At 42.9% G+C, this 21962-nt stretch carries 20 protein-coding genes; all 20 read left to right on the top strand.

The genetic code is table 11. The features are described 5' to 3' along the window. Positions 1-61: 61 nt before the first annotated feature. Entirely contained in the window at positions 62-1339 is a 1278-nt protein-coding gene (locus E2K93_RS05965; RefSeq protein WP_416316106.1) for a YjiH family protein, read from the top strand. 96 nt (positions 1340-1435) lie between these two features. Beyond that, complete coding sequence (locus E2K93_RS05960; RefSeq protein ID WP_135438218.1) at positions 1436-3487, top strand: FAD-dependent oxidoreductase; 2052 nt, start codon at positions 1436-1438, stop codon at positions 3485-3487. Between the two features lie 290 nt (positions 3488-3777). Next, the gene (locus tag E2K93_RS05955; RefSeq protein WP_135438217.1) at positions 3778-4878 is read left to right on the top strand and encodes an efflux RND transporter periplasmic adaptor subunit; all 1101 of its coding nucleotides are present in this window, start codon (positions 3778-3780) and stop codon (positions 4876-4878) included. A gap of 11 nt (positions 4879-4889) precedes the next feature. Beyond that, positions 4890-8051 (top strand): efflux RND transporter permease subunit, encoded by a 3162-nt coding sequence (locus E2K93_RS05950; protein ID WP_135438216.1) that lies wholly within the window; start codon positions 4890-4892, stop codon positions 8049-8051. 168 nt (positions 8052-8219) lie between these two features. Beyond that, positions 8220-11042 (top strand): excinuclease ABC subunit UvrA, encoded by a 2823-nt coding sequence (gene uvrA, locus E2K93_RS05945; protein ID WP_135438215.1) that lies wholly within the window; start codon positions 8220-8222, stop codon positions 11040-11042. Positions 11043-11534: 492 nt separating this feature from the next. After that, positions 11535-11846 (top strand): 30S ribosomal protein S10, encoded by a 312-nt coding sequence (gene rpsJ, locus E2K93_RS05940; RefSeq protein ID WP_044833274.1) that lies wholly within the window; start codon positions 11535-11537, stop codon positions 11844-11846. 16 nt (positions 11847-11862) lie between these two features. Next, positions 11863-12495 (top strand): 50S ribosomal protein L3, encoded by a 633-nt coding sequence (rplC, locus tag E2K93_RS05935; protein ID WP_135438214.1) that lies wholly within the window; start codon positions 11863-11865, stop codon positions 12493-12495. Positions 12496-12512: 17 nt separating this feature from the next. After that, a complete protein-coding gene (rplD, locus tag E2K93_RS05930) occupies positions 12513-13118 on the top strand; it encodes a 50S ribosomal protein L4 (RefSeq protein ID WP_135438213.1) in 606 nt (201 codons plus the stop codon). After that, entirely contained in the window at positions 13115-13417 is a 303-nt protein-coding gene (gene rplW / locus E2K93_RS05925; protein ID WP_135438212.1) for a 50S ribosomal protein L23, read from the top strand. The genes rplD and rplW overlap by 4 nt, the downstream gene beginning before the upstream one ends. 11 nt (positions 13418-13428) lie before the next feature. Next, entirely contained in the window at positions 13429-14253 is an 825-nt protein-coding gene (gene rplB, locus E2K93_RS05920; protein WP_135438211.1) for a 50S ribosomal protein L2, read from the top strand. Positions 14254-14282: 29 nt separating this feature from the next. Further along, a complete protein-coding gene (gene rpsS / locus E2K93_RS05915) occupies positions 14283-14561 on the top strand; it encodes a 30S ribosomal protein S19 (protein WP_135438210.1) in 279 nt (92 codons plus the stop codon). 11 nt (positions 14562-14572) lie between these two features. Continuing rightward, a complete protein-coding gene (rplV, locus tag E2K93_RS05910) occupies positions 14573-14905 on the top strand; it encodes a 50S ribosomal protein L22 (RefSeq protein WP_135438209.1) in 333 nt (110 codons plus the stop codon). Between the two features lie 11 nt (positions 14906-14916). Continuing rightward, on the top strand, positions 14917-15612 hold the full coding sequence (rpsC, locus tag E2K93_RS05905; protein ID WP_135438208.1) for a 30S ribosomal protein S3: 696 nt from the start codon (positions 14917-14919) through the stop codon (positions 15610-15612). Between the two features lie 11 nt (positions 15613-15623). After that, positions 15624-16037, top strand: coding sequence for a 50S ribosomal protein L16 (gene rplP / locus E2K93_RS05900; RefSeq protein ID WP_135438207.1), 414 nt, complete (start codon positions 15624-15626; stop codon positions 16035-16037). Then, entirely contained in the window at positions 16037-16228 is a 192-nt protein-coding gene (rpmC, locus tag E2K93_RS05895) for a 50S ribosomal protein L29 (RefSeq protein WP_135438206.1), read from the top strand. The genes rplP and rpmC overlap by 1 nt, the downstream gene beginning before the upstream one ends. Beyond that, positions 16228-16476 (top strand): 30S ribosomal protein S17, encoded by a 249-nt coding sequence (rpsQ, locus tag E2K93_RS05890; protein WP_135438205.1) that lies wholly within the window; start codon positions 16228-16230, stop codon positions 16474-16476. The genes rpmC and rpsQ overlap by 1 nt, the downstream gene beginning before the upstream one ends. Before the next feature lie 418 nt (positions 16477-16894). Then, positions 16895-18814 (top strand): DUF3857 domain-containing transglutaminase family protein, encoded by a 1920-nt coding sequence (locus tag E2K93_RS05885; RefSeq protein ID WP_135438204.1) that lies wholly within the window; start codon positions 16895-16897, stop codon positions 18812-18814. Positions 18815-18933: 119 nt separating this feature from the next. Continuing rightward, positions 18934-20865 (top strand): putative bifunctional diguanylate cyclase/phosphodiesterase, encoded by a 1932-nt coding sequence (locus tag E2K93_RS05880; RefSeq protein WP_135438203.1) that lies wholly within the window; start codon positions 18934-18936, stop codon positions 20863-20865. 398 nt (positions 20866-21263) lie between these two features. Beyond that, positions 21264-21632 carry a 50S ribosomal protein L14 gene (rplN, locus tag E2K93_RS05875; RefSeq protein WP_135438202.1) on the top strand — a complete coding sequence of 123 codons (369 nt, stop codon included), beginning with the start codon at positions 21264-21266 and terminating at the stop codon, positions 21630-21632. 11 nt (positions 21633-21643) lie between these two features. Then, positions 21644-21958: a 50S ribosomal protein L24 gene (rplX, locus tag E2K93_RS05870; protein ID WP_135438201.1), complete on the top strand. Its 315-nt coding sequence runs from the start codon at positions 21644-21646 to the stop codon at positions 21956-21958. The last annotated feature ends 4 nt before the right edge of the window (positions 21959-21962 follow it).

Raw genomic sequence — 21962 nt, 5'->3', positions numbered from 1 at the left:
TATTAATAGCCGTAATTTACTGGTTTTTATACTGCCTTCTTTGCTTGGGGTTTTGTTATTTATGTTTCCCATTGAGTACAACGAGCAAACCAGTATTCCGGTTGCGGTACTTGCAAAATGGTTTCAAGGTGTTATCGCCTCCGCTGTGATAGAGCTGGTCTGTTTAGTCACCATAATTAGCGCTTTTATGAGTATTGTCTTCTCGGTTTTTTCAGCACAAAAAGTCAATGCAAAATCGTTTCTCGGCGGTCTTTTTGTGATTAGCCCTGTGTGGCTGATCGTTCGCTGCCTTGGCGCTGCGTTCGCCGTTATGGTCTATTTTAAGATCGGTCCTGCGCAAATATGGGATAAAAACACCGGTGGCTTATTGCTCCACGATTTAATGCCAATTTTATTCTCGGTGTTTATTTTTGCCGGTATGTTTTTGCCGTTATTACTTAACTTTGGTTTGTTGGAATTAATCGGCACCTTGTTCAGTAAAATCATGCGGCCGTTATTTAAATTGCCTGGCAGAGCTGCGATCGATTGTACTACGTCCTGGCTTGGCGACGGCACCGTGGGCGTGTTGCTAACCAGTAAGCAATATGAACAAAAAGTTTATACCCAACGCGAAGCTGCTGTTGTCGGCACAACCTTCTCTGCGGTATCCATTACTTTCAGTTTGATTGTCATCGCCGAAGTTGGCTTGATTCATATGTTTGTGCCATTTTACAGCGCGGTATGTTTGGCAGGCTTTGTCGCTGCGATTATAGTGCCACGCTTACCACCGCTAAGCTTAAAGAAAAACACCTTTATCGATGGCACTTTGCCCGATCCTGATGCTGGCAAAATACCTGACAATGAAAATGTGTTTAGTCATGGCTTAAAGCTGGCCATGAACCGTTCAGCACAAGTTACCAAGCTATCTGATGTGCTTACCGATGGATTAAAGAATGCCGCTGAAATGATTTTAGTGGTGATCCCTGTGGTTATGGGGGTTGGCACGATTGCTTTAGTCTGTGCTGAATATACGCCTATTTTTGATTGGCTTGGTATGCCATTTGTACCTTATTTAGAGCTGCTAGGTGTACCTGAAGCCGCAGCCGCATCAAAAAGTGTGGTGATTGGTTTTGCCGATATGTTTTTGCCGGCGATCTTAATTGCATCGGTTGAAAATGAAATGACCCGATTTGTTGTTGCCGCCTTGTCGATTACCCAATTGATCTACCTTTCAGAAGTTGGTGCGATGTTGCTTGGTACAAAAATACCGGTCAATATTATCGACCTGTTTTTTGTATTCTTGTTGCGCACCATTGTTACTTTGCCGGTCATCGTCTTGGTAGCAAACATGGTCTATTAACCAATACCTCATCAGAAAAATTCAAACAGATGTTTACATTTCAGCAATTATCTGGATTAATAGCTGTCAATAAGTGGTATGACCTCAGGTAACATTATGACGACAATAAGCCAAAACAACTCAACCGACAATCCGTATCCAACTCTATTAAGTCCGCTTGATCTTGGATTTACACAATTATCCAATCGAGTATTGATGGGCTCGATGCATACGGGTCTCGAAGAAGAGCGAAATGGCTTCGCTAAGCTTGCGGCGTTTTACGAAGAACGTGCCAAAGGCGGTGTTGGTCTAATAGTCACCGGCGGTATCAGCCCTAACTTTCGCGGCCGCGTCGCGCCATTTGGTGGTGAGTTAAGTAAATGGTGGCATGTCAAAAAGCACCGCCAAGTTACCGAAGCTGTGCACAAATATCCGAGCAAAATTTGTTTGCAGTTATTGCATACTGGTCGTTACGGGTTTCATCCTTTTTCTGTATCTGCTAGCAATATCAAAGCGCCGATTAACCCGTTTAAGCCAAAGGCGTTGTCTGAACGCCAAATCTGGAAAACCATAAACGACTTTGCTAAGTCATCACATCTGGCCCATAAAGCCGGTTATGATGGCGTTGAAGTGATGGGGTCAGAAGGTTATCTGATTAACCAATTTAGCTGTCTTCGCACCAACCAACGCACCGATAAGTGGGGCGGTAGCATCGAAAACCGTATGCGCTTAGCCATTGAAATTATCAAAGCGATTCGTCAACGTGTTGGTGAAAAATTTATCATCATCTTCCGTTTGTCAATGCTTGATTTAGTTGAAGGTGGTAATACGTGGGAAGAAGTCATTACCATGGCAAAAGCGGTTGAGGCTGCTGGCGCGACGATCATCAATACCGGCATTGGCTGGCATGAAGCGCGAGTACCAACAATCGCAACCAGTGTGCCACGAGCGGCATTTGCTTGGGTTACTGAGCGCATGATGGGCGAAGTTAACATTCCACTAGTCTCGACCAACCGTATTAATACTCCTGAAGTTGCTGAAGAAATCTTATCATCAGGCCAGTCTGACATGGTATCGATGGCAAGACCGTTTTTGGCCGACGCCGAATTTGTTAATAAAGCGGCAGCCAATAAAGCCGACGAAATTAATACCTGTATTGGTTGTAATCAAGCGTGTTTGGATCACGTGTTTAAACAACAACGTGCCAGCTGTTTAGTTAATCCGCAAGCCTGTTATGAAACCGAGTTAACCTTTGCCGAGGCCAGCAATAAAAAACATATTGCGGTCGTTGGTGCAGGTATGGCTGGTTTGGCGTTTAGTGTTTATGCCGCTCAACGAGGTCATAAAATTGACCTGTTTGAAGCTGGAGACGATATTGGCGGCCAGTTTAATATGGCTAAAAAGATACCTGGTAAAGAAGAATTCTACGAAACAATACGCTATTTCAAGAAGCAAATTGAATTGACCGGTGTGAACTTGCACCTCAACTCGGCACAAACCGTTGAGTCATTAACGGATCAAGGATATGACGACATTGTGGTCGCTACTGGTATTAAACCAAGAATGCCGCCAATAGAAGGCATTGATAACGACATCGTCCTTAATTATGTTGATGTGCTTAAAAATAACGCCAAAGTAGGGCAGAAAGTGGCGATTATCGGTGCCGGTGGTATTGGCTTTGATGTGGCTGAATTCCTAGCAGAGGAAGAGTCACTGACAACTCAACCTGAACAGTGGTTAAAAGAGTGGGGCATAGATAAAGATTATCAACAAGGCGGAGCCTTGATGCCAAACCATGAACACACTAAAGCCGAGCGCGAAATCTATCTAATGCAACGAAAAATTACAAAGGTAGGCGCAGGGCTGGGCAAGACAACCGGTTGGATTCATCGAAGCACTCTTAAAAATCAAGGTGTTAAGATGATGCCAGGGGTCGAATATCGTAAAATTACTGATAATGGTTTGTATATAATTGTTAATGGAGAGGAAATATTCATTAATTGCAATAATGTTGTCATCTGTGCAGGCCAAGATTCTGACCGTTCACTTTTTGAACAATTAGTTGATCTAAATCAAAACGCGCATTTAATTGGTGGTGCCGACGTTGCCGCTGAACTTGATGCAAAACGAGCCATCCGTCAAGGCGCTGAATTAGCCGCAAAAATCTAGTCCTCAGACGCCGTTGTTCAATGCGAGGAGTTGCCTAACTCCTTGCATTTTAAGCTAAAAAATCATTTCTATTATTCAGCATAAACTCAAACATAAAGTCTTTCTCTGTCTTTAATTCTAAGACGTTATTTTATTTCTTATATTGAATTCCGTATTTTTAATTCATTTTGGTTATAAGGATTAAAACAATCCTAGGGTTACATCGCATAACCGATTTGAACATTTTACTTGCCCTGTGATTGTTATATTACTCGAGTTAAAAAATGACGTAGAGTTCGCAGGAGAAAGTAATGCGTTTAAAAGTATTAGGTTTTTCAACATTGATAGCATTTGTAATGGCTGGTTGCGGTGAGCAACAACAAGCTGCTACTCAAGCTGCACCCGCCCCAGAAGTTGGCGTGCAAGTGATCAAACCAGAAAATTTAACCTTTACCGAGCGTTACGCCGGTAAAACAGCAACTTTGGAAAAAGTCAGTGTGGTTGCTGAAGTGTCTGGTGTGATTACAAAGGTGCACGTGAAAGAAGGTCAGCATGTTGAGCGTGACCAACTACTGTTTGAAATTGATGCTTCACCTTTTGAAGCCGAAGTACTTCGCCAAAAAGCACTTATGAAGCAGGCTGAGGCCAATCTAGCGTTAGCGCAAGTCAAGTATGACATGTCTAAGTCATTACAAGACTCTAATGCCATGAGTAAAATTGATGCTGAACAAGTTAAGGTCAATCGTGAAGTAGCCGCGGCCGCTTTGGCGAGTGCCAATGCGTCATTAGTTTCTGCAGAACTTGCACTCAAAAAAGCTAAAGTGCTTGCGCCGATTGCCGGTAATACAGGCATCATGACCTACAGCGTTGGCGACTTAGTTGGTCCTGCACAAGGTCCCGTGGTCGATATCGTCGGTACCGGTGAAATTGAAGTGTATAGCCAAATTGGTGAAAAAGAGCATTTCGAACATGTTTCTGAATTGCTGAGAGATAAACAACGCGTTCCTGATACCTTAGAGCTTGAACTAGCTGACGGCACTATGTACGAACATACCGGTGTGATTAACTTTAAAGGTCGTGAAGTAAAAGACGGTACGGTGACTTATCGTGTTGTTTTCCCAAACCCTGACGGTCTGATCTTAGGTGGTCAAAACGTCACTATCGTGGCAACGGCAGGTAAGCAATCGACGGTGCATTATGTACCTCAAAAAGCGGTTATGGAAGATCAGTTAGGTCGTTTCGTTTATGTTGTCGGTGAAGATAATGTCGTTGAAAAGCGCGTGGTTGATATGGGCAATCGTTACGGCATGAACTGGGTCGTTAAAGATGGCTTACAGGATGGCGAAAAGGTTATCGTATCCGGTATTTTAAAAGCCAAAGTTGGTCAAGCTGTTAGCCCAGTAGAAGAATAGGGAGCTTGATCATGATTGAGTTCTTTATTAATCGACCTAAATTCGCGATGGTGTTGTCCATCGTGATGACCTTGGCAGGTTTTCTTACCTTAGCGAAAATGCCAGTGTCGTTGTATCCGTCGGTTTCACCACCGACTATTTTGATTACCGCCAATTTCCCAGGTGCTGATCACAACACCATTCGCGATACCGTTGCCTCTGTATTAGAGCAAGAAATCAATGGTGTTGAAGACATGATTTATATGGATACCAAGTCAGCCAATGACGGTACTTATATTGGTCGTGTTACGTTTGACATAGGTACTGACCCAGATCGTGCACAAAGCTTAGTCCAAAACCGTGTTAATAAGGCTATGCCGAAGTTACCAGGTATCGTCAGTCAGCTTGGTGTTACAGTGCAAAAGTCGTCACCGTCTATGCTGGTATCTGTGAGTCTCTACTCGCCAAACGATACCTACGACGACGTATTCTTATCAAACTACATGACCTTGAATATCATGGACCAGCTATTGCGAGTGCAAGGTGTTGGTGAATTGAAGCTGCTTGGTCAAAAAGATTACTCAATGCGTGTATGGATTGATAATGAAAAAATGGCTGGCTTTGGTATCGATCATACCGAGGTGAGCAACGCGGTAGCGGCACAAAATGCAACCATTTCGGCCGGTAAAATTGGTGAATCTCCGAACCCTGAAGGCACGACCTTCCAATACACGATCAAAACCAAAGGTCGTCTACAAAACGTTGAAGAGTTTGAAGAAATTGTTGTCCGTGTGATGGATGATGGTAGTGATATTCGTTTAAAAGATATTGCCCGTATTGAAATGGGAAGCAAGGCATATTATGCGCAAGCCTCGTGGAGTGATAAACCATCTCCACTATTAATTGCCTATCAAGGCCCTGGCGCAAATGCGATACAGGTTGCAAATGAAGTCAAAGCGAAAATGGCGGAAATGTCAGAATCTTTCCCTGAAGATGTTGAATATGACATTGCCTTTGACTCGACCACGTTTATTACTGCATCAATGGATGAGGTATATAAAACCCTATTCGAAGCACTATTTTTAGTGGCTATTATTACCTACTTATTTTTACAAAACTGGCGTGCGACCATCATTCCTTTGATTGCTATACCGGTTTCTTTAGTGGCAACATTTTTAGTATTCCAAGCCATGGGTATCGATATCAATACCATCTCTATGTTCGGTTTGATACTCGCCATTGGTATTGTCGTTGATGCGGCGATCGTTGTTATTGAAAACGTTGAACGCTTAATGCATGAAGAGCATTTGCCGTCGAAAGAAGCGACATCCAAAGCGATGAAAGAAGTTACAGCGCCGTTAATTGCATCGGCACTGGTATTGATGGCGGTATTTGTACCGGTATCTCTGGCACCGGGCATGGTGGGTATTTTATACGCTCAATTTGGTGTGGCGATTGTTGCCTCTACGGTACTTTCTACTGTCGTCGCGTTAACATTGACGCCGGCACTCTGTGCCATATTGATGGAAGTGAAACCACTGGCAACTAAAGGTCCATTAGGTTGGTTTAACAAGTTTGTTGATGGTCTGCGCAATCAATACGGCTCGCTGGTGAACTTCTTAGGTCGACGTCTTTGGTTAACAATGACAGTGTTTGCGGTGCTCATCGCGTATATCGGTTACCTAGGTAAGACCATGCCAACAGGGTTTATTCCAGAGGAAGATAAAGGTAACTTTATCGTCGATGTTTCCCTACCTGAGGCATCAACACTGGAACGTACCATTGAACAAGTGAACGAAATGACACGCCAAATAGAAGACATTCCAGGTGTTGCTCGTGTCGTATCGGCATCAGGTTTCTCTATGTTAAAAGGTGCTTTGGCGACTAACTCGGCAATGCTTATTGTCTCACTAGATGATTGGTCAGAGCGTAAAGAGCCAGAACTATCCATTCAATCAATATTGATGCAGACGCGAGGCGTACTTGCTAACAACCGAGAAATTAAAGGTTTGGCGTTAACCACACCAGCGATTCCGGGGATGGGTAATGCCTCTGGTTTGTCGATTGTATTGCAAGATACATTGGGTCGTTCAACCGAGTCTCTGGCGCCGGTACTACAGAAATTTTCGATGGAATTAATGGCGCGTCCAGAAATCGCTTACGCGTTCTCAACTTATACCGCCAATGTGCCACAGCTGTATTTAGATATCGATTATCAACGGGCAATGAAGTTAGGCATTGAGCCAACGGCGATTAACTCAACGTTATCGACCATGTTTGGTAAGAAGTACGTAAATGACTTCACCAAGTTTGGTAAAAACTATCAAGTGAATATCATGTCCGATGGTGAATTCCGTGATGATGAAACCGACTTGAATACACTATATGTGACCAATAAGCGTGGTGAGTTAATTCGGTTTGCAAGCTTTGCTGATTTCAAACCGGCGATTGGTGCTGATGTGTCAGCTCGTTATAACTTGTATAACTCAACACAACTTATGGCGGCTGCGGCCCCTGGTTATTCGTCGGGTGATGCCATTAAAGCGGTACAGGAAGTCGCGGATAGCTTGCCAGATGGTTATAAAATTGACTGGACTGGGCAAACCTATCAAGAAATCAAAACCGGTGGTGGTATTATCTTCCTGTTTGGCTTAGCGGTATTGTTTACCTATTTGTTCTTGGTGGCGCAATATGAATCATGGTTAACCCCATTTGCCATCATGCTGTGTGTACCGACGGCGTTGTTTGGTGCGTTATTCTTAGTGCATATGATGGGCGGTACTCTTAACATCTATACCCAAATCGGTTTGGTACTGATGATTGGTATGGCGGCACGTAACGCAATATTGATTGTTGAATTTGCCAAAGTACTGCGTGAGGAGCGCGGGTTCACCATCTTAAATTCAGCGATTGAAGCCGCTAAGCTGCGTATGCGTGCGGTATTGATGACAGCATTTGCCTTTATCTTAGGTGTTATTCCTCTGATGATTGCGTCAGGTGCCGGTTCTGCGTCTCGCAACGTTATGGGACAAACCGTATTTGGCGGTATGTTATCAGCGACCATCATCGGTTGTATCTTCGTACCTGTGTTCTATTTGATGTTCCAACGTCTGCGAGAGCGCTTTGGTGCGACTACTGAGCAAGCTGAAAAAGCGGATGCTGAACGTTTGGTGAAGGGCGAAAGTAACGTCTAAATCAAATGATTGGCAATAAAAAAGCGAGTCACTAGACTCGCTTTTTTATATCGCCGATTTATTCACTGTTGGTGATTAACTGTGCCAATAGCGTCGTTTTTATGCCATAATTTATGATTGTCGTTTTTGTTGTTTGGTTTCTCTCGACAACGTCTCTCAGGATTAGGCATGAAGCAAATTGAAGTTCGTGGTGCGCGTACCCATAACTTAAAAAATATTGATTTAGATATCCCTCGCGATAAGTTAATTGTCATAACCGGCTTATCTGGCTCGGGTAAATCGTCGCTGGCGTTTGATACCTTATATGCGGAAGGCCAACGTCGTTATGTTGAGTCACTGTCGGCTTATGCACGCCAGTTCTTGTCGCTGATGGAAAAACCGGATGTCGATCACATTGAAGGTTTATCACCGGCCATTTCCATTGAACAAAAATCAACGTCCCATAACCCTCGTTCGACGGTTGGTACCATTACCGAGATTTACGATTACTTGCGTCTGTTGTTTGCCCGTGTTGGTGAGCCGCGTTGTCCAACCCATGCTGAGCCATTAACCGCGCAAACCATTAGTCAAATGGTTGATAAAGTGCTCGAGCTAGATGAGGGCAGTAAAGTGATGTTGCTCGCTCCCGTTGTTGTCGATCGTAAAGGTGAGCACGTCAAGCTATTAGATAACTTGGCTGCGCAAGGTTATATACGAGCACGTATTGATGGTGAAGTCTGTGATCTCTCGGATCCACCAACCCTTGACCTACACAAAAAGCACACCATTGAAGTGGTCGTCGATCGATTAAAAGTGCGAGATGATATCCAAACTCGTTTAGCGGAGTCTTTTGAAACGGCGCTATCCCTTACCGATGGTATTGCAGCTATTGGTTTTATGGACGAACCCGAAAGAGACGAATTGTTATTTTCAGCAAATTTTGCCTGCCCACAATGTGGCTATTCAATGGCAAAACCTGAACCGAAATTATTCTCCTTTAATAATCCAGCAGGCGCGTGTCAAAGTTGTGATGGCTTAGGCCATAAACAGTTCTTCGATCCGGCTCGGGTGATCAGTAATGATGAATTAAGCTTGGCTGGTGGTGCGATTCGTGGTTGGGATAAGCGTAACTTTTATTACTTCCAAATGCTTACCTCATTAGCGGACCATTTTGGCTTTGATTTAAACACGCCATTTGCCGCACTTGATGATGATGTTCAAAACATCATTTTACGTGGCAGTGGGCGCACTGAAATAGAATTTAAATATATGAATGACCGTGGTGATATTGTCGTTCGTAAACATCCTTTTGAAGGGATTTTAGTCAACATGGATAGGCGTTACCGGGAAACCGAGTCAAATGCCGTTCGTGAAGAGTTATCCAAATACTTAAATAACCAAGACTGTCCAAGTTGTCATGGCTCAAGGCTGCGCCTAGAAGCTCGTAATGTGTTTGTTGATAACAAACCTTTGCATGACATCGTTGAATATTCGATTGCCGAATCTGCGAACTTTTTTCAAAGTCTTAATTTGGCTGGTCAGCGCGGTAAGATTGCCGAAAAAATCTTAAAAGAGATCAATGACCGTTTAGGGTTTTTGGTCAACGTTGGCCTTAACTATCTGACGTTATCGCGCAGCGCTGACACCTTATCCGGTGGTGAGGCGCAACGTATTCGTTTGGCATCACAAATTGGTGCCGGTTTAGTCGGTGTTATGTACGTATTGGATGAGCCATCTATTGGTCTGCACCAACGAGACAATGAGCGCTTGCTAAACACCTTGGTGCATTTGCGTGATTTAGGTAATACGGTAATCGTCGTTGAGCACGATGAAGATGCGATAAAAGAGGCCGATCACGTCATTGATATAGGCCCTGGAGCCGGTGTACATGGCGGCGAAGTTGTCGCCGAAGGGCCAATTGAGGACATACTGGCCAGTGAACACTCACTTACCGGTAAATATTTAAGCGGTGTCGAAAAAATAGAAATACCGAAAAAACGCAGCAAATTTAACAAAGATACGGTAGTGAAGTTAACTGGCGCGACGGGTAATAACCTGAAGAATGTCGACTTGACCATTCCGGTTGGATTGATGACCTGTGTCACCGGTGTATCGGGCTCAGGTAAGTCAACCTTGATCAACGACACCTTATATAAGATATCTCACCTTGAACTTAACAAGGCAACTTTAGATGAACCTTCACCTTATAAATCAATTGAAGGTCTTGAGCACCTAGATAAGGTGATTGATATCGACCAAAGTCCGATTGGGCGTACACCAAGATCAAACCCAGCTACCTATACTGGGATTTTCACCAATATTCGTGACATCTTTTCGGCAACGCAAGAAGCACGTTCTCGCGGTTATAAACCAGGACGCTTTAGCTTTAATGTCAAAGGTGGTCGTTGTGAAGCGTGTCAGGGCGACGGTGTTATTAAAGTTGAAATGCACTTTTTACCGGATGTGTATGTACCTTGTGATGTTTGTAAAGGTAAGCGCTATAACCGTGAAACATTAGAGATACGTTATAAAGGCAAGAATATCCATGAAGTGTTGGATATGACCATTGAAGATGCATTTGATTTCTTTCATGCCATCCCGGCAGTGAAACGTAAGTTGCAAACTCTAATGGATGTTGGCTTGTCTTATATTAAGTTAGGGCAGTCGGCAACAACCTTATCCGGTGGTGAGGCACAACGAGTTAAGCTATCTAAGGAATTATCAAAACGTGATACCGGTAAAACCTTATATATATTAGATGAGCCGACGACAGGTTTACACTTTCACGACATTAAGCAGTTACTCGCGGTATTACACCGTCTGCGTGACCATGGTAATACCGTTGTGATCATTGAGCATAACTTAGATGTGGTTAAAACCGCGGACTGGATTGTCGATTTAGGCCCTGAAGGCGGTTCCGGTGGTGGCGAAATTCTCGTTACCGGTACGCCGGAAGATGTTGCCAAAGATACCGTGTCGCACACCGCGCGGTTCTTAAAGCCGCTTTTATAAGTACGTGTTGAAAAGCACGTCTTTAAGTCGTATATAAGCAGAAACAGTTAAACGTCATCCCCGCATGCTTTTAGCGGGGACCTCCTTCAGGTTGGAAGTGGTTAATTAATACAACCACTTCCAACCTGAACGAGATCCCTGATGTCGCTCCACTCCTCAAGGATGACGGTGCTAACTTATCTATAAAACGCTGCTTTCAAACCACAAAACAACCATTTGTTAATTCCATTAACAAAATGCATACAATTTTCTCGGTGTCTGTTCATTAATTAGACTTGCAATAAACGTTGATTTCAGTATAATACGCCGACCTTAGCCAAATTGGTTAAGGAGTTTTGCCTCGCAAGCCAGTATTTATACGGGTTTTAGCAAGGCCAACAGCGACTCCGATTTGGAGTCGAATGAAAAATAAGCGGTACGCTCCCCATCTCAATAAGATGGAGATGAGTCGTACTTTGTTCGTTCTTTTTTTAATATTGGGGATTTGATTACATGTCAAATCAAAGAATTCGCATTCGTTTGAAAGCGTTCGATCATCGATTGATTGATCAATCAACCGCTGAAATCGTAGATACTGCTAAGCGCACTGGTGCTCAGGTTCGTGGTCCTATTCCACTTCCTACTCGCAAAGAGCGTTTCACAGTTTTGATTTCTCCACACGTAAACAAAGACGCTCGTGATCAGTACGAAATCCGTACTCACAAGCGTATGATTGATATCGTTGAACCAACTGAGAAGACTGTAGATGCTCTTATGCGTCTTGATCTTGCAGCTGGCGTAGACGTTCAAATCAGCTTGGGTTAATAAGGGGATTACAACTATGACTATTGGTTTAGTCGGACGTAAAGTTGGTATGACTCGTGTCTTCACTGAAGATGGCGTTTCAATTCCAGTTACAGTCGTAGAAGTTGAAGCGAACCGCGTTGCTCAAGTTAAAACTCTTGAAAACGATGGTTATCGCGCTATTCAAGTTACCACTGGTGCTAAGAAAGCTAACCGTGTAAACAAGCCTATGGCGGGTCACTTCGCTAAAGCCGGCGTTGAAGCTGGTCGTGGTTTGTGGGAATTCCGTCTAGTTGACGGTCAAGATTTCGAAGCAGGCAGTGAGTTAACTGTTGAAGTATTAAACGAAACAAAACTTGTTGACGTTACTGGTACTTCAAAAGGTAAAGGTTTCCAAGGTGGTATCAAGCGCTGGAATTTCCGCATGCAAGATGCTACTCACGGTAACTCTATCTCTCACCGTTCAAATGGTTCAATCGGTCAGTGTCAAACACCTGGTCGAGTATTTAAAGGCAAAAAAATGTCTGGCCACATGGGTGCTGAGAAAGTTACTACTCAGAACCTTGAACTAGTTCGCGTTGACGCTGAACGTAACTTGCTACTTATTAAGGGTGCCCTTCCAGGTGCTGTTAATGGCAACGTTATCGTTAAACCAGCTGTTAAAGCATAACGTCCAGGAGATTAGTGATGGAATTAGCATTAAAAGACGCGTCTGGCGCTCTTGAAGTGTCTGAAGCTACCTTCGGACGTGAGTTTAACGAAGCTCTTGTACACCAAGTAGTTGTTGCTTATGCAGCAGGTGCTCGTCAAGGTACAGTTAAGCAAAAGACTCGTTCTGAAGTTAGTGGCGGTGGCAAAAAGCCATGGCGTCAAAAAGGTACTGGCCGTGCACGTGCTGGTACAAGTCGTGGTCCAATCTGGCGCGCTGGTGGTGTAACATTCGCCGCACGTCCACAAGATCACAGCCAAAAAGTTAACCGTAAAATGTATCGTGGTGCGATTCAAAGCATCCTTTCTGAACTAGTACGTCAAGAACGTCTAGTTGTAGTTAAAGATTTTTCGGTAGAAACGCCAAAGACCAAAGAATTGGTAGCTAAGTTAAAAGAACTTGAGCTTAAAGATGTGTTGATCGTAACTGAAGAAGTTAACGAAAACCTATTCTTGTCAGCTCGCAACTTGTACAAAGTTGACGTTCGTGACGTAGCTGCAATTGATCCGGTAAGCCTAGTAGGCTTCGAGAAAGTTTTGGTTACTGAAGCTGCAGTTAAGCAAATTGAGGAGATGTTAGCATGATAAACGAAGAACGTTTGTTGAAGGTGTTATTGGCACCAAACATTTCTGAAAAAGCAACTGTCGCTGCTGAAGCAAACAACACTGTTGTTTTCAAAGTAGCTACTGATGCAACTAAAGCAGAAATCAAAGCTGCCGTTGAGCAACTTTTCGAAGTTGAAGTATCTGGTGTTCGCACTCTAAATGTTAAGGGTAAAACCAAGCGCACTGGTATGCGTGTTGGTCGTCGTAGCGATTGGAAAAAAGCTTACGTTACTCTTAAAGAAGGCAGCGACATCGACTTCGTTGGCGCTGAGCAATAGGAGAATTAGTAATGGCTATTGTTAAATGTAAACCTACTTCTCCGGGTCGTCGCCACGTTGTTAAAGTGGTTAACCCTGAGTTGTACAAAGGTAAGCCTTACGCACCTCTATTAGAGAAAAACTCTAAGTCTGGTGGTCGTAACAATACCGGTCGCATTACTGTTCGTCACGTTGGTGGTGGTCACAAGCAACACTATCGTGTAATCGACTTTAAGCGTACTAAAGATGGCATCCCTGCAAAAGTAGAGCGTTTGGAATATGATCCAAACCGTAGTGCTAACATTGCACTAGTGCTATACGCAGACGGTGAGCGTCGTTACATCTTGGCTCCTAAGGGCCTTAAAGCTGGTGATGCAGTTCAATCTGGTGCTGATGCGCCGATCAAAACTGGTAACACTTTGCCACTACGTAACGTGCCACTAGGTTCTGTTATTCACGGTATCGAGCTTAAGCCTGGTAAAGGCGCACAAATCGCTCGTGCTGCTGGTACTTACGCACAGTTAGTAGCAAAAGATGGCGCTTACGTCACTTTACGTCTTCGCTCTGGCGAAATGCGTAAAATTGAAGCTGAGTGTCGTGCGACTCTAGGTGAAATTGGTAACGCAGAACACATGTTGCGTTCACTAGGTAAAGCGGGTGCTTCTCGCTGGCGTGGTGTTCGTCCAACTGTTCGTGGTGTTGCTATGAACCCGGTAGATCACCCACACGGTGGTGGTGAAGGTCGTACTTCTGGTGGTCGTCACCCTGTATCTCCATGGGGCGTACCTACTAAAGGCTACAAGACTCGTAAGAACAAGCGTACTGACAAGTTCATCGTACGTCGTCGTACTAAGTAGTACTAATTTTTAATTAAAGAGGAATTACCATGCCACGTTCTCTCAAGAAAGGTCCTTTTATTGACCTGCACTTGTTAACGAAGGTAGAGAAAGCTCTGGAAAGCGGGAACAAGAAACCTATTAAAACTTGGTCTCGTCGCTCAATGATCATACCTAATATGATCGGATTGACCATTGCTGTCCATAATGGCCGTCAACACGTTCCAGTTTTCGTTACCGATGAAATGATTGGTCACAAACTGGGTGAATTTGCACCTACTCGTACTTATCGCGGCCACGCTGCTGATAAGAAAGCGAAGAAAAGATAAGGGGAAATTAAATGGAAGCTATCGCTAAACATAAATTTGCCCGTGGTTCAGCTCAAAAAGCTCGTTTGGTCGTTGACCAAATCCGCGGTTTACACGTTGAGAAAGCACTTGAAATCCTAGAATACAGCAACAAGTCTGCTGCAGATCTAGTGAAGAAAGTACTTAACAGTGCAATCGCTAACGCTGAACACAATGAAGGTGCAGACATTGATGAACTAATCGTTAAAACCATCATGGTTGACGATGGTCCAACAATGAAGCGTATTAAACCTCGTGCGAAAGGTCGCGCGGATCGTATCCTTAAGCGTACTAGCCACATTACTGTGGTTGTATCTGATAGCTAGGAGATATTCGAATGGGTCAGAAAGTACATCCTACCGGTATTCGCTTAGGTATCACGAAACCTTTCGCGTCTACTTGGTATGCAAATACTAAAGAGTATGCCGCTAACATCAAAGGTGATCACGAAGTTCGTGCTTACCTTACTGAAGAGTTAAAGCGTGCATCATTATCGAAAATTGTTATTGAGCGTCCAGCTAAGTCTATTCGCGTTACTATCCACACTGCACGTCCTGGTGTTGTGATTGGTAAGAAAGGCGAAGACGTAGAAAAACTTCGTAAGAAAGTTTCTCTAATCGCTGGTGTTCCTGCGCAAATTAACATCGCTGAAGTTCGCAAGCCAGAAATGGATGCGCAACTAGTAGCTGACAGCATCGCGAGCCAATTAGAGCGTCGTGTTATGTTCCGTCGTGCTATGAAGCGTGCCGTACAGAACGCTATGCGTCTAGGTGCCAAGGGTATCAAAGTACAGGTTAGTGGTCGTCTTGGTGGTGCGGATATCGCACGTGCTGAGTGGTATCGTGAAGGTCGTGTACCATTACACACTTTGCGTGCTGATATCGATTACGCAACCGCTCGTGCTGACACTACCTATGGTGTTATTGGTGTTAAAGTCTGGATCTTCAAAGGTGAAGTTATCGGTGGTATGCCTCTACAGGCAGAAGCACCAGCTAAGCCGAAGAGAAAAGGCAAAGGCAAGAGCAGTAAGTAAGGAAATAACTCATGTTACAACCAAAACGTACTAAATTCCGCAAGCAGATGAAACTGCGTAACCGTGGTCTTGCTCACACTGGTAGCACTGTAAACTTCGGTTCGTTCGGTTTGAAATCTGTTGAGCGTGGTCGTATGACTGCTCGTCAAATCGAAGCAGCTCGTCGTGCGATGACTCGTCACGTTAAACGTCAAGGTAAAATTTGGATTCGAGTTTTCCCTGATAAGCCAATTACCAAAAAACCTCTTGAGGTTCGTATGGGTAAAGGTAAAGGTGGCGTTGAGTATTGGGTTTGTCAAATCCAACCTGGTCGCGTTCTTTATGAAATGGAAGGTGTAAGCGAAGAGCTAGCACGTGAAGCATTTGCATTAGCAGCTGCTAAACTTCCTTTCAAAACAACTTTCGTAACTCGTAAGGTAATGTAATGAAAGCTAGTGAACTAAAAGATAAAAGCATTGAAGAGCTTAATACTGAATTGCTAAGTCTATTGCGTGAACAGTTTAACTACCGCATGCAAGCAAGCACTGGTCAGCTAGCTCAAACGCATTTACTACGTAACGTACGTCGCGATATCGCACGTGTTAAGACAATCCTAAATCAGAAGGCGGCTTCATAATGAGCGAAAGTATTCGTACTCTACAAGGCACCGTTGTCAGTAACAAAATGGACAAGTCTATCACTGTACTGATCGAGCGTCGTGTTAAGCACCCTATCTACGGTAAATTCATGATCCGTTCAACTAAGTTGAAAGCACATGATGAAACCAACGTATGTAGCGAAGGTGATGTAGTAACAATCCGTGAATGTGCTCCTATTTCAAAATCAAAGTCTTGGACTTTGGTTGATGTAGTAAGCAAAGCATAATCTCACACGATTGTACTTAAAGAATAAAAAAGGGCTCCCTAGTGGAGCCCTTTTTGTTTCATACATCCGTGTATTCACCCTGCATGATGCAGGGTAGCTTCGCAAAGAAAAATCTCTCCAGGAGATTTTTTATTTCATACATCCGTGTATTCACCCTGCATGATGCAGGGTAGCTTCGCAAAGAAAAATCTCTCCAGGAGATTTTTTATTTCATACATCCATGTATTCACCCCGCACATCTAAGTATTCACCCCGCACATCCATGTATTCATCTAGCATGATGTTGAGTCGCTAAATTTAATCACGACGCTATCAACACAGACGCTCACATTTATTAACTTTAATCTGTGGTTTTGCGCGGCAACAGAAATAGGTTACTCTAGAGCAGTTAGTATGTACTGGTGCCGAACGGACTCATATGAAATTGTCGAAACAACTATCTATTTACATCTCTTTGCTTGCGCTGATGGTCATAACTGTGCCTGTCAGAGCAGACATTGTTATACCGCAAAGGGATATCATTATGGATATCGATACGCGCTACGAGATTTATAATGTTGATTATCAAATCGGTGAAGATTATCGGATAACTAAAAACGACGAATATTTTATAAAGGCGTTAACCGAGTCAGGCGTAAAAAAATTACGTTCCTATACCCTAGAATATCTCAATGATGTGCAACAGTTTGCGGTGATTGATGCCCGTATTATTAAGGAAACTGGTGAGCAGATAAATCTGCGTGATGAACAAGTGCAGTTTTCACCGGTGCAAAATCCGTCATCTAACAAGCCAATCCTTACCGCAAAGACGCAAGTGAACTTTGATTTTGAGCAGCTTGAAGTTGGCGATGGCATCTACTTAAGGACGAGCCAAGCCGATAAAGTTGCACTATTTGATCAGCACTTTGCAATAGAGCAAAAGTTTTACGCTAATGTAGGCTACAAAGATGTTCATATGACGGTTACCTTACCTCGTGATATGAATTACTACACCCAGCTTAACGATGTTAATGCTACCACTGAGCAAATCAATGGCGCGCATCGAATTAATATTCACTACAGCAATTACTCACCTTTTGAAAGCGAGCGCAATGATTTCTCGATTGCCAATAGTAATACTGAAGTCGGTATTATGATCAGCAGCTTCATTAACTATGAAAAGTACGTTGCGGCGTTTTCTCAGCAATTACAAAAACCGACCTCTCTAGATAAGCAGGTTATTGACCTTGCACAACGCATAACAGCACAGACGAGCGATAAAAAATTGCAAGCCAAGTTACTGTATAACTGGGTGTCAGACAATATAGATTATGTTGCCGACAACTGTTTGACACTCGGTGGATATACTCCACGCCCGACGACGGAAATAATTGATTCAGGTTATGGTGATTGTAAAGACCATGCGAGCTTGTATGAGGATTTGCTGCAGGCGAAAAATATAACCAGTCATATGGCGCTGGTTCACGATGGCAACTTTTATTCGTTACCACACACACCGGTGGCGTCGGCCTTTAATCATGTCATTACCTATTTACCAGAGTGGCAAACATTTGTTGATAGCACCAATGATGTCATGCCGTTTGAATTATTGGCGAAAAACTTAACCAGTAAACCGGTATTGGTGAGCAACTATAAACAGGATTTCAAATATACGCCGTTGCCTCATCATCGTGATAATGGCCAAAGATTGCGTTTTACTGGGCGTATTTCAGAGCAGGGCGATTTATCAGGCACGTTTTATTTTGAACATCATGGTTATAACGCCATCGATGCCCGTCAAATACATAGGCAATTAACACCTGAGCAGCAAGTCCAACATTTTGCTGATTTACTTTCCTGGGGGGATAGTAAAGGGGAGGTGTCAAAATTGACCAATGATCCGAGCCCGCGCGAAGCAACTTACGTCTATAAGTTTGAATATAAAAAGCAAGGCTTTGTCGATTTGAATCAAAATGGCTACATTGACTATGCGCCGCTTTGGGAGCGTCTAAGTAATCTAGAAGATTTACTGTATTTCCCAGAACAAGAAGTTGTCACCAACTATCTATCTTGTAAAAATGGCATGCTAGACGATACATTGATTCTGATTTTACCTGAGAACATTAAGGTTGAGGAATTTCCGAATCAGGTGATCATCAATGAACATAATATCTTTTATGGTACACTATATACTCACCGAACCCGTTTCATTGAAGTAAACCGCCGCTTTAAGAATACCGGCCCTGCCAATAACTGCGCTGCGAAGATGGTTAATATGCAACGCGAGTTTGTTCCAATCATTGAACAAAACCGTGCAATTCCACTAAATTATCAGGTCACCTCCGGTAGTGAAAAATAATTGCATATGATTCAGTAGCTTACCTATAAGTGCTTTAATGAACGAGGTTCAACGCTAGATCACATAAAGCCTGTTATGCTACGCTGTTTCGACAATAATCAGAATAATAGCCGCAAACAATGCTTTCAAAAGTAAACCCTTCGATCGATATCGATATCGACAATATTGAAGATTTTGGTAAATCATACCGTAAAGAAAAAGCTCTCCAGGTATTTATCGTTTCTGAGGTGGCGTTATTTCTCGCCATCATCATCCAGCTATTTAATGGCAGTTTTGAATTAGCAGGCATACTTAGCGCCGTATTATTGATACTCGCAGGTGCCTATTGGAAGCTTAAAGATAATCACATTAATGTCGCGACAACGGTATTGATTCTTTGTCACACCATCTTGGCGACATATTTAATGTGGCGCTATGGTGGTATTCGCGATGAAGTGATGTTTGCCTTTCCAATGATCTTGATATTTGCCACCGTCTTGGCATCGACCAAACTAGTCACTGGTATATTTTTGTTTATTGTCGGCCTGATATTCGCCAATGCCTACGTTAATGTAAATGAGATTTACCTGAACTACGATTCATCCATTAATTTAGAATCTGCAACCATCATAAATTTGCTGTTACTGGTCATCTTTATATCGACTTTCATAGGGGCTCAGGGCATTAAAAAACTGATTTCTGATTTAGTCGATCAAAACGAAGAGTTAAACAAATCAAAACGTGAAGTGCAAAAATTAGTGTATCAGGATGCTTTGACTGGTTTACCTAACCGAGTAATGGCGCGCAAAATATTCGACCAATATGTAGAAACAGGCAATAAAAATGGCAGTAAAACCGCTTTGCTGTTTATTGATTTAGATGACTTTAAATCAATCAATGATTCTTTAGGGCACCAAATAGGCGATGAGTTTTTGATCCTAATTGCTCGTCGTATTGCTGGCATGATTGGCGGATATGGCAGTGTATATCGTCTTGGTGGAGACGAGTTTTTGGTGTTGCTTAATGATTTTTCCAATAACGACGACGTCATTAATCAAAGTGAGCGCCTTGGTGAATTGTTAAATCAAGCGTTAAAAATTAAAAACTATGAGCTATCAGTAAGCTGCTCTATCGGTATTGCTATCGCCCCAGATCATGCCGCTGATTTTGATACCGCACTTAAGTATGCCGATATTGCCCTGTATCAGGCGAAGAAATTGGGCCGTAATCGCATCAGTTTGATAGATGATGAAATGATCGTTGATGCTCAAGAAGACTTCTCGCTGTTGGAAGACTTGCGTAAAGCTATTAAGGCCGATGCGTTAGAGTTGTACTATCAACCGAAAATCGATATCCAACAAAATCAAATTATCGGCGCCGAAGCATTATTGCGTTGGCAACACCAAGAGAAGGGCTTTATCAGCCCGGAGGTATTTATACCTTTGGCAGAGAAATCAGGTTTAATTAATCGTTTAGGCCACTTTGTTTTAGAGACGTCGATTAAACATTGCGCCAAATGGCATGAAATGGGCTTTATCGATTATAGTGTCTCGGTCAACGTGTCACCGATTCAATTCTATTCCCCAGATTTTTCCAACCAAGTTATGTTGCTATTAAATCGATACAGGTTATTACCGGAGTTCCTTGAGCTTGAAATTACCGAAAACGTATTGATTGAACAAAGTGAAGCGCTTACCCGTAACATTCAGTCATTAAAGCGTTCTGGTGTGAAGTTATCAATTGATGACTTTGGTAAAGGTTACTCAAACTTGGCATACATTAAACGTTTAAACGTTCATGCCATTAAAATTGACCGCGAATACATTATGGACCTAGACAAGAGCGAAGATGACTTAGCCATTGTTAAAGCCATTACTGATATTGCCAAACGTTTAAATATTAAGTTGGTAGCAGAAGGGGTCGAAAGCCAAAGCGTATTAGACACCTTAGTATCGTTAAATTGTGATTATGCGCAAGGCTATCATTGGTCACCAGCGATAAAGCATGATGACTTTGTACGCCACATAATGGCAAAGAGACAAGAGAATATTGTCGCTGCCAGCGAAAAATAATAAATTTTTAATTATTTTTATTGATAAAAAAGGCTCTAAATGAGCCTTTTTTGTGTTTTCAAAGGCCTGTTTCACCCGGATATCGCCCGTCATTAACATCTAAGCTAACTGGATTAACAATATGTTAACGATTTGGCGCTGATAAAAGCCTTATTTTAGTAACAGTTTGTAATCGTTTTTTTGAATGAAAATTAATCAAAATCAAGCAGTTAACCTACATCACCATTAACATCTTATTAACTTTCACAGTACCCATAAACTTTTTGTTTAAATAAAGTACCACTTTTTCTGTCGTAGTGTTATAATCTCGCGCCCATTCACTCTAAGTGTATGGATTTTAAGGCAGTGAAGGGCTAGATTTTTTAGCCTTGAATTTTAACATAAGCGGAGCACATAAAATGATCCAAATGCAATCACAGCTAGACGTTGCTGATAACAGCGGCGCTCGACGCGTGCAGTGTATAAAGGTTCTAGGTGGCTCGCACCGTCGCTATGCTGGCATTGGTGACATCATTAAGGTTTCTGTAAAAGAAGCTATTCCTCGCGGTAAAGTGAAGAAAGGTGATGTACTAAACGCTGTAGTGGTGCGCACTAGAAAAGGCGTTCGTCGTCCAGATGGTTCAGCCATCCGTTTCGATGGTAACGCGGCTGTAATGTTGAATACCAACTTACAACCAATTGGTACTCGTATTTTCGGGCCGGTGACACGTGAACTTCGAACTGAACAGTTCATGAAGATCGTATCACTTGCACCAGAAGTACTTTAAGGAGTCTGAAAATGGCCTCTAAAATTCGTCAAAATGACGAGGTAGTAATCCTAGCTGGTAAAGATAAGGGCAAAAGTGGCAAAGTCACCAAAGTTCTAACAGCTGAAGGAAAAGTTTTCGTTGAAGGCATCAACTTAATCAAGAAACACCAAAAGCCTGTACCTCAGTTACAGCAAGCCGGTGGTATCGTTGAGAAAGAAGCTGCTATCGACGTTTCAAACGTTGCGATCAAAAACCCTGCCACTGGCAAGGCTGATCGTGTTGGTTTTAGAGTTGAAGACGGCAAAAAAGTTCGTTTCTTCAAGTCTAATAACGAATTAGTTTAATTTG

The sequence above is a fragment of the Thalassotalea sp. HSM 43 genome (assembly GCF_004752005.1).
Classification (GTDB): domain Bacteria; phylum Pseudomonadota; class Gammaproteobacteria; order Enterobacterales; family Alteromonadaceae; genus Thalassotalea_A.
The sequence above is the reverse complement of the archived record's forward strand: the minus strand, read 5'-3'. Positions and strand labels throughout refer to the sequence as shown.

Bases quoted from the DNA above. Each gene is read 5' to 3' on its own strand.
- rpsJ (WP_044833274.1), top strand. From the start codon at position 11,535: ATGTCAAATCAAAGAATTCGCATTCGTTTGAAAGCGTTCGATCATCGA.
- rplV (WP_135438209.1), top strand. From the start codon at position 14,573: ATGGAAGCTATCGCTAAACATAAATTTGCCCGTGGTTCAGCTCAAAAA.
- rpmC (WP_135438206.1), top strand. From the start codon at position 16,037: ATGAAAGCTAGTGAACTAAAAGATAAAAGCATTGAAGAGCTTAATACT.
- rplW (WP_135438212.1), top strand. From the start codon at position 13,115: ATGATAAACGAAGAACGTTTGTTGAAGGTGTTATTGGCACCAAACATT.
- E2K93_RS05955 (WP_135438217.1), top strand. From the start codon at position 3,778: ATGCGTTTAAAAGTATTAGGTTTTTCAACATTGATAGCATTTGTAATG.
- E2K93_RS05880 (WP_135438203.1), top strand. From the start codon at position 18,934: ATGCTTTCAAAAGTAAACCCTTCGATCGATATCGATATCGACAATATT.
- E2K93_RS05960 (WP_135438218.1), top strand. From the start codon at position 1,436: ATGACGACAATAAGCCAAAACAACTCAACCGACAATCCGTATCCAACT.
- rplX (WP_135438201.1), top strand. From the start codon at position 21,644: ATGGCCTCTAAAATTCGTCAAAATGACGAGGTAGTAATCCTAGCTGGT.
- rpsS (WP_135438210.1), top strand. From the start codon at position 14,283: ATGCCACGTTCTCTCAAGAAAGGTCCTTTTATTGACCTGCACTTGTTA.
- rplP (WP_135438207.1), top strand. From the start codon at position 15,624: ATGTTACAACCAAAACGTACTAAATTCCGCAAGCAGATGAAACTGCGT.
- rplC (WP_135438214.1), top strand. From the start codon at position 11,863: ATGACTATTGGTTTAGTCGGACGTAAAGTTGGTATGACTCGTGTCTTC.
- E2K93_RS05950 (WP_135438216.1), top strand. From the start codon at position 4,890: ATGATTGAGTTCTTTATTAATCGACCTAAATTCGCGATGGTGTTGTCC.
- rplB (WP_135438211.1), top strand. From the start codon at position 13,429: ATGGCTATTGTTAAATGTAAACCTACTTCTCCGGGTCGTCGCCACGTT.
- rpsQ (WP_135438205.1), top strand. From the start codon at position 16,228: ATGAGCGAAAGTATTCGTACTCTACAAGGCACCGTTGTCAGTAACAAA.
- rpsC (WP_135438208.1), top strand. From the start codon at position 14,917: ATGGGTCAGAAAGTACATCCTACCGGTATTCGCTTAGGTATCACGAAA.
- rplN (WP_135438202.1), top strand. From the start codon at position 21,264: ATGATCCAAATGCAATCACAGCTAGACGTTGCTGATAACAGCGGCGCT.
- rplD (WP_135438213.1), top strand. From the start codon at position 12,513: ATGGAATTAGCATTAAAAGACGCGTCTGGCGCTCTTGAAGTGTCTGAA.
- uvrA (WP_135438215.1), top strand. From the start codon at position 8,220: ATGAAGCAAATTGAAGTTCGTGGTGCGCGTACCCATAACTTAAAAAAT.
- E2K93_RS05965 (WP_416316106.1), top strand. From the start codon at position 62: ATGTTTCCCATTGAGTACAACGAGCAAACCAGTATTCCGGTTGCGGTA.
- E2K93_RS05885 (WP_135438204.1), top strand. From the start codon at position 16,895: ATGAAATTGTCGAAACAACTATCTATTTACATCTCTTTGCTTGCGCTG.